The 15,348-nt window shown below is 70.8% G+C and carries 13 protein-coding genes; 4 read left to right on the forward strand and 9 right to left on the reverse strand.

The genetic code is table 11. The features are described 5' to 3' along the window. The first annotated feature begins 61 nt into the window (after nt 1–61). The gene (locus ABD298_RS17725) at nt 62–1,138 is read left to right on the forward strand and encodes an agmatine deiminase family protein (RefSeq protein ID WP_344301143.1); all 1,077 of its coding nucleotides are present in this window, start codon (nt 62–64) and stop codon (nt 1,136–1,138) included. A gap of 1 nt (nt 1,139) precedes the next feature. Further along, nucleotides 1,140–2,660 carry an APC family permease gene (locus ABD298_RS17730; RefSeq protein WP_344301145.1) on the forward strand — a complete coding sequence of 507 codons (1,521 nt, stop codon included), beginning with the start codon at nt 1,140–1,142 and terminating at the stop codon, nt 2,658–2,660. 35 nt (nt 2,661–2,695) lie between these two features. Here the strand turns inward: ABD298_RS17730 and ABD298_RS17735 are convergent, their stop codons facing one another. Continuing rightward, nucleotides 2,696–3,418: a GTP cyclohydrolase II gene (locus ABD298_RS17735; protein ID WP_344301147.1), complete on the reverse strand. Its 723-nt coding sequence runs from the start codon at nt 3,416–3,418 to the stop codon at nt 2,696–2,698. Between the two features lie 80 nt (nt 3,419–3,498). Between ABD298_RS17735 and ABD298_RS17740 the strand changes: the two genes are divergently transcribed. Next, a complete protein-coding gene (locus tag ABD298_RS17740) occupies nt 3,499–5,022 on the forward strand; it encodes an FAD-dependent oxidoreductase (protein WP_344301148.1) in 1,524 nt (507 codons plus the stop codon). Between the two features lie 112 nt (nt 5,023–5,134). Here the strand turns inward: ABD298_RS17740 and ABD298_RS17745 are convergent, their stop codons facing one another. Beyond that, nucleotides 5,135–6,136 (reverse strand): aldo/keto reductase family protein, encoded by a 1,002-nt coding sequence (locus ABD298_RS17745; RefSeq protein WP_344301149.1) that lies wholly within the window; start codon nt 6,134–6,136, stop codon nt 5,135–5,137. A gap of 141 nt (nt 6,137–6,277) precedes the next feature. On the opposite strand from ABD298_RS17745, the gene ABD298_RS17750 reads away from it, so the two are divergent. Continuing rightward, nucleotides 6,278–6,778: a GNAT family N-acetyltransferase gene (locus ABD298_RS17750; protein WP_344301150.1), complete on the forward strand. Its 501-nt coding sequence runs from the start codon at nt 6,278–6,280 to the stop codon at nt 6,776–6,778. A 9-nt stretch (nt 6,779–6,787) separates the two neighbouring features. On the opposite strand, the gene ABD298_RS17755 is transcribed toward ABD298_RS17750, so the two are convergent. The 7 genes from ABD298_RS17755 to ABD298_RS17785 form a co-directional block, all read right to left on the reverse strand. Beyond that, nucleotides 6,788–7,948, reverse strand: coding sequence for an FUSC family protein (locus tag ABD298_RS17755; RefSeq protein WP_425564486.1), 1,161 nt, complete (start codon nt 7,946–7,948; stop codon nt 6,788–6,790). Continuing rightward, nucleotides 7,945–9,141 carry a dual-specificity RNA methyltransferase RlmN gene (gene rlmN, locus ABD298_RS17760; protein ID WP_344301151.1) on the reverse strand — a complete coding sequence of 399 codons (1,197 nt, stop codon included), beginning with the start codon at nt 9,139–9,141 and terminating at the stop codon, nt 7,945–7,947. The genes ABD298_RS17755 and rlmN overlap by 4 nt, the downstream gene beginning before the upstream one ends. Nucleotides 9,142–9,698: 557 nt before the next feature. Beyond that, the gene (locus ABD298_RS17765; RefSeq protein WP_425564497.1) at nt 9,699–11,603 is read right to left on the reverse strand and encodes an ABC transporter ATP-binding protein; all 1,905 of its coding nucleotides are present in this window, start codon (nt 11,601–11,603) and stop codon (nt 9,699–9,701) included. Between the two features lie 23 nt (nt 11,604–11,626). Further along, a complete protein-coding gene (locus tag ABD298_RS17770; RefSeq protein WP_344301155.1) occupies nt 11,627–12,244 on the reverse strand; it encodes a PadR family transcriptional regulator in 618 nt (205 codons plus the stop codon). A gap of 130 nt (nt 12,245–12,374) precedes the next feature. Further along, nucleotides 12,375–13,439 carry an NAD(P)-dependent alcohol dehydrogenase gene (locus tag ABD298_RS17775; RefSeq protein ID WP_344301156.1) on the reverse strand — a complete coding sequence of 355 codons (1,065 nt, stop codon included), beginning with the start codon at nt 13,437–13,439 and terminating at the stop codon, nt 12,375–12,377. A gap of 40 nt (nt 13,440–13,479) precedes the next feature. Further along, entirely contained in the window at nt 13,480–14,379 is a 900-nt protein-coding gene (locus tag ABD298_RS17780; RefSeq protein ID WP_344301157.1) for a carbohydrate ABC transporter permease, read from the reverse strand. Further along, on the reverse strand, nt 14,376–15,347 hold the full coding sequence (locus ABD298_RS17785; RefSeq protein WP_425564489.1) for a carbohydrate ABC transporter permease: 972 nt from the start codon (nt 15,345–15,347) through the stop codon (nt 14,376–14,378). The genes ABD298_RS17780 and ABD298_RS17785 overlap by 4 nt, the downstream gene beginning before the upstream one ends. Nucleotide 15,348: the final 1 nt, after the last annotated feature.

Here is a 15,348-nt window from a genome sequence, read left to right on the forward strand (position 1 = left end):
GAACCTCATTCATTTATCGCCCTCACCCAGGGCCCCCACTCTTCTCGAAAGGGACTCCCCCATGAGCTGGCTCATGCCCGCGGAGACCGATCCGCACGAACGCCTCTGGATGGCCTGGCCGTCCGGCGGCTACACCCTCGGCGAGACCGACGAGTCCGCACACGAGGCGCGCGAGGCGTGGGCCGCCGTCGCCCGCGCCGCACGCCGCTTCGAACCGGTCACGATGGTCGTCCGCCCCGAGGACCGCGCCATCGCCGAGGCCTATCTCGGCCGCAGCGTCCACCTTCTCGAGGCCGAGCTCGACGATGCCTGGATGCGCGACATCGGCCCGAGCTTCGTCCTCGGCGCCGGCAAGGACGGCGCGCACGACGGCGCCCCCCGCCTGGGCGCCGTCGACTGGACCTTCAACGGCTGGGGCGCCCAGGACTGGGCCAGCTGGGAGCGCGACGCCGCGATCGGCCGCGCCGTCGGCGAGGCCGCCGGCGCCGAGGTCATCCCGAGCGCGCTCGTCAACGAGGGCGGCGGGATCCAGGTGGACGGGCGTGGCACCGTCCTGGTCACCGAGACCGTCCAGCTCGACCCGGGCCGCAACCCCGGCGCCACCAAGGCAAGCGTCGAGGCGGAGCTCGAGCGCACCATCGGCGCCCGGCACGTGGTCTGGCTTCCCCGAGGCCTCACACGGGATTCGGAGCGCTTCGGCACGCGCGGCCACGTGGACCTCGTCGCGGCGATCCCCAGGCCGGGGACGCTGCTGGTCCACGTCCAGTACAACCCCGAGCACCCCGACCACCAGGTCTCCGGCCAGGCCCTCGAGGCACTCCGGGCCTCGCGCACCGTGGACGGGAGGCCGTGGGACATCGTCGAGGTCCCCGCCCCGGCCCAGCTGCACGACGACGAGGGCTGGGTCGACTGGAGCTACATCAACCACGTCGCCCTTAACGGCGGGCTCGTGGCCTGCTCGTTCAACGATCCGCACGACGAGAAGGCGCTCCGCATGCTCGCCGACGCCTACCGCGGGAGGCACGTCGCCGCCGTCGACGCCCGCGCCATCTTCTCCCGCGGGGGCGGGATCCACTGCATCACCCAGCAGCAGCCGCGGGCCACCGGCCCACGGCACAGCACGAGCGGAAGGATCTGACATGGCCCTGAATACCATGGAGAACATGCCGGGCACGGGCGAGGTCGGGAAGAAGGGCCTCAAGGCCGGGCAGGTGGGCCTGCTCTCGATCATCGTCCTCGGCATCGTCACCGTCGCCCCGGCATACACGATCGCCCCGAGCATCGGCCCCATCGCAGCCCAGGTCGGCCCGCAGATGCCCATCGTCCTGCTCATCGGCTTCATCCCGATGTTCATGGTGGCCCTGGCGTACAAGGAGCTCAACGCAGCGCTCCCGGACTCCGGCACCACGTTCACCTGGGCGTCCAAGGCGTTCGGGCCCTGGGTCGGCTGGATGGGCGGGTGGGGCTTCCTCGCCGCCAACATCATCGTCCTGTCCAACCTGGCCGGGGTCGCCGTCGACTTCTTCTACCGGTTCGTCGCCGACCTCACGGGCAACGAGGCCATCGCCGAGCTCGCGCAGGACAAGCTCGTCAACGTCGTCACGTGCCTCGTGTTCATGGCAGTGGCCCTGTGGGTCAGCATCCGCGGACTCGAGACGACGCGCAACGTCCAGATGGTCCTCGTCGTATTCCAGGTCGGCGTCATGCTCCTGTACTCCGCGATGGCCTTGCAGAAGGCCATTGAGGGCGCCTCGGAAACCTCCGTCCCGTTCGACTGGAGCTGGTTCGACCCGTCCCAGATCCCCAGCGGCGGCGCCCTCGCGGCGGCCCTGAGCCTGTCCATCTTCCTGTACTGGGGCTGGGACATGTGCCTGTCCATGGCCGAGGAGACCAAGGGCGGCCACCACACCGCAGGCGTCGGCGCAACGGTCACCGCCGCCGTCATCCTCGCGATCTACCTCGCCACGACCATCGCCTCCCTCATGTTCGCCGGCCCCGGCCAGGAAGGCCTGGGCCTGGCCAACCCGGACAACTCGGAGAACATGCTGACGGCGCTCGCGGGGCCGGTCATGGGGCCGCTCGCGATCCTGCTCTCGCTCACCGTCCTGACGTCCTCGGCGTCGTCGCTGCAGTCCACGATGGTCGGGCCAGCCCGCGCGCTCCAGGCGATGGCGTTCTACGATGCGCTGCCGGCCCGGCTCCGCGCCGTGGACAGCAAGGGCGTCCCGCGGGTCGCGGTCCTGCTCGCCGGCGGCATCTCGGCCGTGTTCTACGTGGCCATGCGGCTGCTCAGCGACAACGTCCTGAACGACACGATCATGGCCCTCGGCATGATGGTCTGCTTCTACTACGCCGTCACCGCGTTCGCGTGCGTGTGGTACTTCCGCCGGACGTGGTTCGGCTCGGGCCGCCACGCCGTGATGCGGCTCGCGCTGCCGCTGCTGGGCGGGATCGGCCTCACCGCAGTGTTCGTGCAGACCGCCGTGGACTCGATCGACCCCGCGTTCGGCTCCGGCTCCGAGATCGGCGGCGTGGGGCTCGTGTTCATCGTTGGCGTGGGCATCCTGGCCCTCGGTGTCCTCGTGATGCTGGCTGTCCGGGGCCGGCACCCCGAGTTCTTCCGCGGCCGCACCGTCCCGCTGGAGGCCGCCGCCGAGTAGGTTCCTCCGCCCGTCTGGGGGTCACCTCCTGGGGGTCAGAGGCCCGCGACGTCCGTCCCGGTCGGGTCGAGGTCCGTCAGGTCCGTCGCCGCCAGGCCCGGGCCACCGAGGTCGAGGGTGTGCGCGGTGTGGTCGCGCTTCGCCTCGAGGTAGCGGACGTTGTTGGCGGAGACGTGCACGCCGGTCGGGACGCGCTCGGACACCCCGATCCCGAACGACTCGAGCTGCGCGGCCTTGTCGGGGTTGTTGGAGAGGAGCCGGATCCGTTCCACGCCGACGGCGCCGAGCATCTGGGCGGCGACGAGGTAGTCGCGCTCGTCGTCGCCGCGCCCGAGGGCACGGTTCGCGGCATACGTGTCGAGGCCCTGGTCCTGGAGGGCATAGGCGTCGAGCTTCGCGTACAGCCCGATCCCGCGGCCCTCCTGCCGCAGGTAGAGGAGGAACCCGCCCTCGCCCGAGATCCGCTCGACGGCCTCGCGGAGCTGGTGCCCGCAGTCGCAGCGCAGGGACCCGAGGACGTCCCCCGTGAGGCACTCGCTGTGCGGCCGCACGAGGGGGGCCGCGCCGCCGTCGGCCGCCTGCGCAAGGGCCCCTTCCCAGTCGCCGAGCCCGAGCAGGAGGTGCTCGAGAGGGTCGGCGAGGTGCCGGAACGTGAACACGTCCGCGGTCGTTGTGAAACCGTCGGGCAGCGCGAGCGGCACTCGGACGTGGGTGCGGACTTCGGGGCCTGGCGCCTCCGGGCTGTGGTGTTCTGGCATTGGCCCCTTCTCTCCACGCTCGCCGTCGATCTAAAATAGCCTAACCCGATTTTACACAGGCGGGGTTCCGGGAGGCAGTCGTGGCGGACGCAGCGCAGTCAAAGGTCATCTCTCTCTGGATCGCCACCGCGCAGGAGACGGACTACCCGCGCCTGGACGGTGACCTGGATGTGGACGTCGCGGTGATTGGCGGAGGCATCGCCGGGCTCACGGCGGCGCTGGAGCTCAAGGGCCGGGGCCTCACCGTGGCCGTGATCGAGGGCTCCCGGATCGGCACCGGTGTCACCGGGAACACGACCGGCAAGGTCACCTCGCTGCACCGCCTCGCCTACGGCACGCTTGCCGCGGACCACGGCGAGGACGCGGCCCGGGCCTACGGGCAGGCCAACGAGGCCGCCCTCGAGCACATTGCCAAGACCGTCGCGGCCGAGGACATCGACTGCGGCTTCCGCCGCGTCGCCAACTACACCTACACCGCGTCCACAGAGCACCTCCCGGCGATCCGCGCCGAAGCCGAGCTCGCCGCCCGGCTCGGCCTGCCGGCGTCGTACACCGCCGACGTCCCCCTCCCCTTCCCCACCGCGGGGGCCGTCCGCTTCGACCACCAGGCCCAGATCCACGCCGTGAACTACCTCCGCGGACTCGCGCGGGCCGTGGACGGCGGCGGCAGCGTCGTCGTCGAACGCACCGTGGTGACGGAGCTGCGCGACGGCACCCCCGCCGAGGCCGTCACGGACCGCGGCACGGTGCGGGCGCGGGACATCGTGGTTGCGACCAACGTCCCGATGGGAGACGGCGGCCGGTACCGCGAGCGGCTCACGCTGCACCGTTCGTACATCGTCGCGAGCCCCGTACCGGGCGGGAGCCTGCCGGAAGACGCGACGTTCATCAGCGCCGACGAGCCCATGCGCTCGATCCTGTCCGCCCGGGTGGGCGGGACCGACTACGTGCTCGTGGGCGGCGAAGGCCATCCTGTGGGCGGGGACGGCGGGGCACCCGGGGCCGGCTCCACGGAGCGGTTCGACCGGCTTGCCGAGTTCTCCCGGGAGCGCCTCGGCGGCGGCGCGCCGGCCTACCGCTGGTCCACCCAGGACACGCTCCCCGCGGACGGGCTGCCGTTCGCCGGTTCACTCACCCCGGAGGCGCGCCACGTGTACGTCATCACGGGCCTGCGGAAGTGGGGCCTCACGAACGGCACCGCTGCGGCGCTCGTGGTCGCGGAGGCGATCACGGGCGGCGCGAGCCCGTGGGCGGGGCTGTTCGACAGCACGCGCGAGGTCGCCCCCGCGCGCCAGGCCGAAAGCACGACGGCGGAGCCTCGCCTCCCGCCGTGGCGCGGGCTCCCGCGGCTGGCACCGCGAGAGGGCGCCGTGTTCGACGTGGACGGGAAGGCGACCGCCGTCTACGCCGACGACTCCGGCGCGCCCCACGCGCTCTCCGCCCGGTGCACGCACCTGCGCTGCGTCGTCGAGTTCAGGCGGGGCGCCGACGGCGAGGCGCCCACGTGGGACTGCCCCTGCCACGGGTCGCGGTTCGCCCTGGACGGCACTGTCATCCAGGGGCCGGCCGAGAAGGACCTCGCCCGGCGCGACCTCCCCCGATGACCCCTAGTCCGCCCCTTCCATCGACTGCTCCGTAAGTGTCGTTTTGGGGCCCTATAACGACACTTACGGAGCAGTCGATGACTGGGGGTGAGCGAGGCCGGACAGGAGGGGGCTAGGCCCGCTTCAGGAACGACTCGACCTTGGACGGGTCGCGCTCGACGACGTCCCCGAGGACCTCGTCCGCCTTCGCGAGGAGGGCCGGGTCGAGGGCGACCCCAGAAGCGGTGACATTGTCCTTGATCTGCTCGGGCTTGGACGCGCCGATGATCGCCGCCGAGACGTTCTTGTTCTGCAGCACCCACGCCACCGCGAATGCCGCCATGGACAGGCCTGACTCCTCGGCGAGCGGCCGCAGCGCCTGGACCCGCTCGAGCACGGTGTCCTGGAGGTACCGGTGGTCCGCCTTGACGGTGCCCTCGGCCGTCGAGAAGCGGGAGTCCGCCGGCGCGGTCTGGGCGCCCGGCTGGTACTTGCCCGTGAGGACGCCCTGCGCGATCGGGGACCAGACGATCTGCCCGAGCCCGAGTTCCTCGGACAGCGGCACGACTTCCGCCTCGATCACGCGCCAGAGCATGTTGTACTGCGGCTGGTTCGAGACGAGCCGGATGTTGAGCTCGGTGGCAAGCTCGTGGCCGGCGCGGATCTCGTCCGGGGTCCACTCGGAGACTCCGATGTAATGCGCCTTGCCCGCGTGGACGATGTCCGCGAAGGCCTGCATGGTCTCCTCGAGCGGGGTCTCGTAGTCGTACCGGTGGGCCTGGTAGAGGTCCACGTAGTCGGTGCGGAGACGGCGGAGGGAGCCGTTGATGGACTCCATGATGTGCTTGCGGGAGAGGCCGCGGTCGTTCTTGCCCTCGCCCGTGGGGAAGTAGACCTTGGTGAAGATCTCGAGGCCCTCGCGGCGCACCCCCGCCAGTGCCTCCCCGAGCGCGGACTCGGCGCGGGTGCCGGCGTAGGCATCGGCGGTGTCGAAGGTCGTGATGCCGAGGTCCAGCGCCGTCCGCACGCAGGCGGTCGCGGTCTCTTGGTCGATCTGATCGCCGTGCGTGACCCAGTTGCCGTAGGCGATCTCCGAGACGTACATGCCCGAGGTGCCGAGCTTGCGGTATTCCATGGGGGTTCCTTCCGACAGTGGGCTCGCCGCAGTGAGCGTAGCCACATGTTCGCCAGAAATCACGTCTGCGTCACGGCCCCGAAACACGCGCTCACTACCGTTTCAGGCATACCTCGCGGCACCTCGAGTCAGGAGAGCGTCATGCAGACCCACCCCAAGCTCATCATCCGGCGCGTTCCGTGGAGCAACCCGGTGGGCCGCGACCTCCGCGCCGCGCAGCAGGCCGAGCTCGATTCGCGCTGGGGTCACGCAGACCACGAGGCAGGGGACGCGCCGTCGGCCGCGGACGTCGCGATCTTCCTCATCGCCTACGAGCGAGCCACCGGGCAGCCGCTCGGCTGCGGCGGGCTGCGGTGGGTCGAGCGCACGACGGCGGAGGTCAAGCGCGTCTATGTCCTCCCCTACGCGCGCGGGGCCGGTATCGCGACCTCGATCCTCACCGCGCTCGAAGCGGAGGCCCACGGCGCCGGCGTGACGCTCATGCTCGCCGAGGCTGGGTCGGCCCAGCCGGACGGGAAGATGTTCTACGAGGCGGCCGGCTATCGGCGCATCCCCAACTTCGGCCCGTACCAGGAGCTCGACGACTCCATCTGCTACGGCAAGCCCGTGATGAACCCCGTGCGCATCCACGCGGTCAGCTGAGGGGACGGCCTACCACTCCAGCTGCTCCGCCCGCGAGCGCCACCGGATCCAGCGCCGCCAGACGCTCGGGGCCAGTACCACGAAGACGCCCACGATCGCGCCGATCACGGTGTCGATGAAGCGGTCGTGCAGCAGGTCCAGCGGGTTGACGTGGGCCACGAGCAGCGTGGACATGAGGGCGAGCGGCGTCACGCACACCTGGGCGAGGAAGTACTGGCGCGCGATCAGCATCTCGGCGCCGAACTGGCACGCCGCGATGAACACGACCATGAGCCACGCCGCCGGCCGGATCGCCACGATCCCCGCGAGGACCGCGAGCCCCACCACGGTGCCGAGGATACGCTGGACGCCCCGGTCCACTCGGTGCCGGGTCGAATGCCCCACGAGCGGGACCACCGCGGCGACCATCGCCCAGTAGTTGTGGCCGAACCCGAGGGACTGGCCGACGATCGTCGCGAGCGTCCCGGCGATCCCGGCGGCGATGAGGTAGCCGAGGGATTCGAGCCACAGCACCTTCCGCTCCTCGGCGCCGAGCCGGATGCGCCACGCCGCGCGGACGGCGTCCCAGGTGAACGAGGTCCGGCGCGATGGGTGGACGCGCGATGCCACGCCGATGGCCAGGCTGAGGGCAGCCGAGCCCGCCGCGGCGAGCATGGCCTCCCCGAGCGGCGGCTGGTGCGGCATCGACGCGACGGCCGCGAACGCGAAGATCTGGAAGAGCGAGCCCGAGGGCCGCAGCCGCCACAGCCCGACGACGACGGAGCACGCCCACGCGACCAGCGTCGTCGCCCCGACGATCGCCCACGGGTCCATCGCTCCGCCCGGGCTCAGCCGGGCCCCGACCGTTGCCGCGAACAGGACGCCAACCATGAGCAGCCCCGCCCGCACCTGCGTCACGATCCGCTGGCGGTGCGGCTCATTGCGGCCGTAGATGCCCGTGAACGCGCCGAAGCTCGCGAAGATGGCGAGGTCGAGCCGGTTGACCGCGACGAGCGTGATCAGCGGCACGAACACGCCCACCGCGCAGCGCACGGCGACCTGGTGGTCGTTCCTGAGCGGGCCCATGCTGAACAGCAGCTCGCGCACGAACCTCCGGACCCGGGAAAGCACGACGGCGCGCCGCCCGCCCGGGCGCGCGGCGCCGTCGTGCGTCATCTCGGAAGCGCTCACTCCGCTGCGGCGAGCTGGCCGCAGGCGCCGTCGATCTCCTTGCCGCGCGTGTCGCGCAGGGTCGTGGGGATGCCGGCCGCGCGCAGGGTCTCAATGAACTCCTGCTGCACGGGGCGCTCGGAGGAGGTCCAGATCGAGCCCGGGGTCGGGTTGAGCGGGATCGGGTTCACGTGGACCCAGCCGCGGCCACGCTGGTTGAGCTTCTTGGCGAGGAGGGCGGCGCGCCAGGCGTGGTCGTTCATGTCCTTGATGAGCGCGTACTCGATGGACACTCGGCGGCCGGTCTTCTTGTAGTAGTCGTGCGCGGCGTCGAGGGCCTCGTCGACCTTCCAGCGGTTGTTGACGGGGATGAGCTCGTCGCGGAGCTCGTCGTCGGGCGCGTGGAGGGAGAGCGCGAAGGTGACGGGGAGGTCCTCGTCGGCGAGCTTGCGGATCGCCGGGACGAGGCCCACGGTCGAGACCGTGATGTTGCGGGCGCTCATGCCCAGGCCCATCGGGACCGCGTCGACGAAGCGGTGGACCGCGTTCATGACGCGCTTGTAGTTGGCCAGCGGCTCGCCCATGCCCATGAACACGATGTTGGTGACGCGCTCGTCTGCGTGCTCTTTCTCGCCGAGCTCGCCGGCGGCGATGATGCGGTTCGCGGCGACCACCTGGTCTACGATCTCCGCGGTGGACATGTTGCGGGTCAGGCCCGCCTGGCCCGTCGCGCAGAACGGGCAGTTCATGCCGCAGCCGGCCTGGGACGAGACGCAGAGGGTGATGCGGCCCGGGTAGCGCATGAGCACGGACTCGACGAGCGCCCCGTCGAAGAGGCGCCAGAGGAACTTGATGGTGTTGCCGTCGTCGGTCTTCAGGCGGCGGACCTCGGTCAGCAGCGGCGGGAAGAGCTCGGAGACGAGGTCCTCGCGGCCGGCCTTGGGGAGGTCGCTCATCGCGGCCGGGTCCGTGGTCCAGTGCTGGAAGTAGTGGGTGCTCACCTGCTTGGCGCGGAACGCCGGGAGGCCGAGCTCCTTGAGCTTGGCCTGGCGTTCCTCGAGGGAGAGGTCCGCGAGGTGCTGCGGGGGCTGCTTGACCCGCGGAGACGCGAACTGGAGCAGCGGCCGGCCCTCGGGGGTGCGCTGCTGCTCCCAGCCCTCTGCCGTGGGCAGGACCTGGGGACGGGTGTCGGGAGAGGCAGGGCGAGAAGTCATCCTTCCCATCATCCCACGCCCGTTTGTTGAAGTGACAATCCGGGCACTATGATTCCGCTCTCGCGGGGCTAGGGCGGGGCGGCGGGGCGGCCGGGCGGGGCGGGGCGGCGCAGCTGGGCGGGCGGGGTCGTTTCGGGTACAGATCTTCCGGCCCCCAGAGCCTTTCGGGTACAGATCTTCCGGCCCCCAGAGCCTTTCGGGTACGCACGACGGCGTGTGGCCGACCCACGCGGGTGCGCGGCGCCGTCGTGCGCGCGTTCCCGGCCGACGTCAGGAGGCGGCTTGTCGCTGTTGAGACAGGATATGACCCGCGCTGCGACGGCTTCTTGCGTGTGAGACGCCCTGAGGCGATCTCCCTCGCCCCAAGCCGTCTCACCCCATCGCCATGCTCACACGCTGGCGCCCTGACGACGTTGGCGTACCCGAAAAGCCGGCCTGGCCGAGTTCGCGTACCCGAAACGCGGGGTGACCCAAATTCGCGTACCCGAAACGCGGGGCGACCCAAATTGGCGTACCCGAAACGCGGGGCGGCGAGGCGCCGGGGGACCTGCCCGCCGTCAGGCCTGCCGGGCCGGCGACGGCGCCGCGGCCTGCTCGGCGTACAGCCCCGCGTACGTGCCCCCGGCCGCGAGGAGATCGGCGTGCGTTCCGCGCTCGGCGATCCGCCCGCCGTCGACGACGTAGATCACGTCCGCGCCGACCACGGTAGAGAGCCGGTGCGCGATCGCGATCGTGGTCCGGCCGTGGGCCGCGGCGTCGAGGGCGCGCTGGACGAGGCGTTCGGAGACGGTGTCGAGGGCGCTCGTCGCCTCGTCGAGGATGAGGACCTCAGGGTCCTTGAGCAGCACGCGTGCGATCGCGATCCGCTGCTTCTCCCCGCCGGAGAGCCGATAGCCCCGCTCCCCTACCACCGTGTCGTAGCCGTCCGGGAAGGACTGGATCGTGGCGTGGATGTTCGCCGCGCGGCAGGCGGCCTCGAGCTCCTCGAGCGTCGCATCGGGCTTGGCGTACCGCAGGTTCTCGGCGATCGAGGCGTGGAACAGGTACGTCTCCTGGCTCACGACGCCGATATGGCTCACCAGCGACTCGCGCTCGATGTCCCGCACGTCCCGGCCCGCGAAGCGCACCGACCCCGAGGTCGCCTCGTAGAAGCGCGGGATGAGGTAGGAGACCGTCGTCTTGCCGGCACCGCTGGGCCCGACGAAGGCGACGTACTGACCGGGCTCGATCGCGAACGACACGTCCTCCAAGGTGGCCCGCTCCTCGCCGCGCGCGTCGGGGTAGCGGAACGTCACGCCGTCGAACGCCACCTCGCCCAGGCGCGGCGCGCCGTCGGGGAGGGGGGCCGCGTCGGGCGCGTCGGTGATGGCGGGCTTGAGGTCGAGGTACTCGAAGATGCGCGCGAACAAGGCGCCGGAGGTCTGCAGGTCGAGGGCCACGCGCATGAGGGCGATGAGCGGGAAGAGCAGGCGCGCCTGGACGTTGGTGAACGCGACGATCGTGCCGGCGGTGATCGCGGCCGGGGCACCGGCCCCCACGCTCCCGGTCAGCAGCCACCCCGCCACGAGGTACACGATCGCCGGGATCGAGGACATGAAGATCGTCACGAGGGCGAAGAAGTACTGGCCGCTCATGGCCTGACGGATCTGCAGCCGGACCAGGTTCCGGTTCTCCTTCGAGTACCGGCCGATCTCGTCCGGCTGGCGGTTGAAGCTCTTCGACAGCAGGATCCCCGAGACGCTCAGGGACTCCTGCGTGATGGCGGTCATGTCGGACAGGGACTCTTGGGTCTTCGTCGCGATCCGGGCGCGGACCTGCCCGACGCGCCGCTGCGCGACGACGAGGAACGGCATGAGCACGACGGCGATGAGGGTCAGCTGCCAGTTCAGCGCCACCATGGCCACGAAGGCCGCGATGACGGTCACGACGTTGCCGACCACCCCGGAGACCGTATTCGACAGCACCCCGGCGACCCCGCCGACGTCGTTCTGCAGCCGCGACTGGATCACGCCGGTCTTCGTCCGGGTGAAGAAGCTCAGCTCCATGGACTGCAGGTGCGTGAACAGCCGCACGCGCAGCGCGCCCATGACCTCGTTGCCCACCGTCGAGGTCAGGTACGTCTGCCACACCCCCAGCAGGGCCGAGAGCACGTACGCGCCGACCATGAGCCCCACGAGCTGCACCAGGGTGGGGACGTCGGGGCGGCCCGTGGGCGGGAAGAGCCCCTGGTCGAAGATGCGCTGGGTCAGCAGCGGCGGGGCGACCGAGAGCGCCGCCGCCGCGAGGACCAGCACCACCGTGAGCACGAGCGCCCCGCGGTGCGGGCGGAACAGCTCGGCGATCCGCGCGAGAAGGTGCGGGATCTTGGGCGCCTCGGCGTTGAGCTTCTTCTGCAGGGTCACGTCGCCGGTTCCAATGCGCCCTCCGCGCACGACGGCGCCGGGTCGCCCGGGTGGGTGCATTGACATGGCTTCTCCCGACTCCGCTATTCCGCGAGGATCAGGTACAGGGCCTTGCGGGCCTCATCGATCTTCGCGGCGGCCTGGGTGCGCTGCGCGTCCGTCGCCGCCGTGCGGAACTGGTGCAGGACGCCCATGAACTTGCCGACGCTCTCTATGAACGCCTCGGTCGCCTCGCTCGTTCCGGGGGCAGAGTCCCAGGCCTTGGTGAGCTCCTCTGCGTGGTCCGCGGCGTAGGCGCGGCCGGCGTCGGTGAGGGTGTACTCGGTGCGCTTGCCCTCGCCCGCCTGCTCGACGAGCTCCTCGTCGACGAGCTGGGCGAGCGTCGGGTACACCGAGCCGGGGCTCGGCTTCCACATGCCGTTCGTCTTGGCGCTCGCGGCCTGGATGATGCCGTAGCCGGTGAGGGGCTGCTCGGTGAGGAGCGAGAGGACCATGGCCCGCACGTCCCCGCGGCTTGCGCGGCGTCCCCCTCGGGGGCCGAACCCCGGCGGGAAGCCGTGGCCGGGATGATGGCCGCCGGGCCCGAAGCCGTGTCCGGGGAAGCCCGGGCCCCCGGGCGCGAAGCCGGGGATGCCGCCGCGGGGGCCGGCGGGACCGAAGCCCCGCTCGTCTGGGCGACGTGGTCCGTCGTGATGGTGCATTTCTTCATGATGATGGTGTCGCGCGTTTTCGCACACGGTGTTCTCCTGAAGCGGATCGATATGTCCCGGCTCCGGACGGAACCGATACCTAACGATATATCGCTGAACATCGGAGAACAAGCTCTGAGGGTCAGCGACCCGGGTAGACCACCGCCTTGAGCTGGCCCGGCTGCTTGCCGGCCTTCAGCGCCTCCTCAGCCTGCGCCAGCGCGAACCTGCCCGTGACCAGGACGTCGAGGTCCACCTTCCCGTCGGCGAGGAGCTGGATCGCAAGCGGCCAGGTATTGGTATAGCGGAAGACGCCCGAGAGCCAGATCTCACGGTTCTGGATGAAGGAGACGGGCAACTCGACGTCGTCCGCACCGAGCCCGACGAGGATCACCTTCCCCGCCGGAGCCACGGCCCGGATGCCCGCGCGCACAGCCGGCGCGGCGCCTGAGGCGTCGATGAACGCGTCGACGTCGAGGCCCTCGGCGCTCTCGGTCATGGCGTTGAGCGCGTGGGTCGCCCCGTGCCCGAGGGCGAAGGCCAGTCGATCCTCGGCGACATCGGTGATGTAGACCTCGGCCGCGCCGAAGGCGCGCGCCGCCTGGGCCGTGATGACGCCGATGGGACCGGCGCCGGCGATCAGGACCCTGCTGCCCGGTCGGATGCCGGCACGCTCGCAGGCCCAGAGGCCCACCGAGAGGGGCTCGATGAGCGCAGCCGCCTCGTCGCTGAGGGTATCCGGGATGTCGAACGCGAAGTCGTCCTGGATCGCCACGTACTCGGCGAAGGCGCCGTCGACCGGCGGCGTCGCGTAGAACTCGATGTCGGGGCAGAGGTTGTAGCGCCCCGCCCGGCACTGCGGGCACTTTCGGCACGGGCGCTGGGGCTCGACGGCGACGCGCCGGCCGACGCGCTCCGGGTCGACGCTGCTGCCCACCGCCACGATGCGGCCGGAGAGCTCATGGCCCAGGACGAGCGGGTGGTCCACGACGTAGGGGCCGATGCGTCCGTGGTCGTAGTAGTGGACGTCGCTGCCGCAGACGCCGACGGCCGCGACCTGCACGAGGACCTGGTCGGGGTCAAGCGTGGGCAGCGGGAGGGTCTCGAGCGTCATCTCCCCCTGGCGCGCGAGGACCGCGGCGCGCATCCGGCGGGGTAGCCCCGGCGTCGTGGCTGCGGGGCTGGTGGGGCTGGCGGAGGTGGTCATGGCGGGTCCTTCGGAAGTCGAGGAGGGTGGGGACGCGGGGCTACTTGACGGCGCCGAGTGAGAGCCCCTGGACGAGCTTGTCCTGCGCGGCGAAGCCGGCGAACAGCACGGGGAGCGAGATCACGACGGCGGCGGCGCACACCTTGGCGAGGAAGAGGCCTTGGCTCGAGACGAACCCGGTCAGGAACACGGGCGCCGTGCCGGCGACCACCCCGGTGAGCACGCGGGCCAGGAGGAGCTCATTCCAGCTGAAGATGAAGCAGATCAGCGCGGTCGCGGCGATGCCGGGCATGGCCACCGGGGCGATGACCTTCCGCAGCACGAGGACCAGGCCGGCGCCGTCCAGCTGGGCGGCCTCGAGCATCTCCACGGGGACCTCTGCGAGGAAGGACCGCATCATCCACACCGCGATGGGGAGGTTCATCGACGTGTACATCAGGATGAGGAACCAGATGTTGTCCAGCGCCCCGGCCGTCTTGGCGAACAGGAAGAGGGGCAGGACGGCCGCGACCACGGGCATCATCTTCGTGGACAGGAAGAAGAACAGCACGTCCGTCCACTTCTTCACGGGCTTGATGGAGAGCGCGTAGGCGGCGGGGATGGCGAGGACGAGCACGAGGACCGTCGAGAGGACCGATGCGGTCGCCGAGTTGATGAGCGGCGGCCAGGGGCTCACGCCCGAGGTGGCACCGAAGAACTCGCGGTAGGCGTCCAGAGTCAGATCGGCGGCGAGCGACGGCGGGTTCGTGGCGGCGTCGGCCTCGGAGTGGAACGAGGTCAGCACCATCCACAGGACGGGCGAGGCGAACAGCAGCGCCAGGATCCAGGCAGCGACCCCGGCGGCCGCCCTGGTCCGCCCAGCGTCCTTCGAGGACGCACGACGGCGCAGGGCCGGCCGGGTGCCGGAGGCGGTGCGGGGCGTTGGGGCGAGTGCGGTCATCGTGCCGCCTCCTTCTGGAAGAGCGAGAACACAGTGCGCAGGGCGAAGGTCGCCACGAGGATGGTGCCGAGGACGACCACGACGCCGGCCGCCGAGGCGAGACCGTATTCGTTGGCGTAGTAGAACGTCTGGTAGATCGCGTAGGGCAGGTTGGCAGTGCCGAGGCCGCCGGAGGTGAGGGTGAAGACCGCGTCGAAGTTCTGGACGATGTAGATCGCGCCGAGCAGTCCGCCGAGCTCGAGGTACTGCCGCAGGTGCGGCAGGGTCAGGTGGCGGAAGATCTGGAAGGGCGTGGCGCCGTCCATCTGGGCGGCCTCGACGACGTCGCCGGGCCGGGACTGCAGCCCCGCGAGCAGGATGAGCATCATGAACGGGGTCCACTGCCAGACCAGCGAGACGACCACCGCCGCGAGGGGCGTCTGCGAGAGCAGGTCGGGCTGGGGCGCGTCCTGGCTGCCGAAGAGCGACCAGATCCAGGTCAGCGTCCCGTTGATGAGGCCGTAGGTGGGGTTGAGGATCGCATGCTTCCACACGAGCGCAGCAGCCACCGGGACGACGAGGAACGGCGCAATGAGGAGCGTGCGGGCTAGTCCTCGTCCGAAGAACTTCCGGTCGAGCAGCAGGGCCAGACCGAGCCCGAGGACGAGGCTCGCAAGCACCACCGAGACGGTCAGGACGATCGTCGTGAGGATCGCCTGGCGCAGGTCGGCGTTGCCGAGGACCTCCGCGTAGTTGGCGAACCCCGCAAACCGGGTGCGGCCGGGCCGCAGGCTGTTCCAGTCAAGGAACGAGATCACGACCGTGGCGACGAACGGCAGCTGCGTGACGACGATGAGGAAGACGAGGGCCGGAAGGAGCGGCGCCCGGCGCGCCCAGGCGATGGCACGCTCGCGGGCCTTCGGGTGGGAACCCATCGTGGCGGGGATGTGCCGGGCGGCGCGCGGCCGCGGGGCTGTTGCTGTGGTCATG

The sequence above is a fragment of the Sinomonas flava genome, assembly GCF_039531875.1.
GTDB classification, from domain to species: Bacteria; Actinomycetota; Actinomycetes; order Actinomycetales; family Micrococcaceae; genus Sinomonas; species Sinomonas flava.

What these genes read in the sequence shown, in the direction of transcription:
- ABD298_RS17735 (WP_344301147.1), bottom strand. Translation starts at nt 3,418, where the DNA reads ATGCCAGAACACCACAGCCCGGAGGCGCCAGGCCCCGAAGTCCGCACC.
- ABD298_RS17770 (WP_344301155.1), bottom strand. Translation starts at nt 12,244, where the DNA reads ATGCACCATCACGACGGACCACGTCGCCCAGACGAGCGGGGCTTCGGT.
- ABD298_RS17725 (WP_344301143.1), top strand. Translation starts at nt 62, where the DNA reads ATGAGCTGGCTCATGCCCGCGGAGACCGATCCGCACGAACGCCTCTGG.
- ABD298_RS17745 (WP_344301149.1), bottom strand. Translation starts at nt 6,136, where the DNA reads ATGGAATACCGCAAGCTCGGCACCTCGGGCATGTACGTCTCGGAGATC.
- rlmN (WP_344301151.1), bottom strand. Translation starts at nt 9,141, where the DNA reads ATGACTTCTCGCCCTGCCTCTCCCGACACCCGTCCCCAGGTCCTGCCC.
- ABD298_RS17780 (WP_344301157.1), bottom strand. Translation starts at nt 14,379, where the DNA reads ATGACCGCACTCGCCCCAACGCCCCGCACCGCCTCCGGCACCCGGCCG.
- ABD298_RS17775 (WP_344301156.1), bottom strand. Translation starts at nt 13,439, where the DNA reads ATGACCACCTCCGCCAGCCCCACCAGCCCCGCAGCCACGACGCCGGGG.
- ABD298_RS17750 (WP_344301150.1), top strand. Translation starts at nt 6,278, where the DNA reads ATGCAGACCCACCCCAAGCTCATCATCCGGCGCGTTCCGTGGAGCAAC.
- ABD298_RS17730 (WP_344301145.1), top strand. Translation starts at nt 1,140, where the DNA reads ATGGCCCTGAATACCATGGAGAACATGCCGGGCACGGGCGAGGTCGGG.
- ABD298_RS17765 (WP_425564497.1), bottom strand. Translation starts at nt 11,603, where the DNA reads ATGCACCCACCCGGGCGACCCGGCGCCGTCGTGCGCGGAGGGCGCATT.
- ABD298_RS17785 (WP_425564489.1), bottom strand. Translation starts at nt 15,347, where the DNA reads ATGACCACAGCAACAGCCCCGCGGCCGCGCGCCGCCCGGCACATCCCC.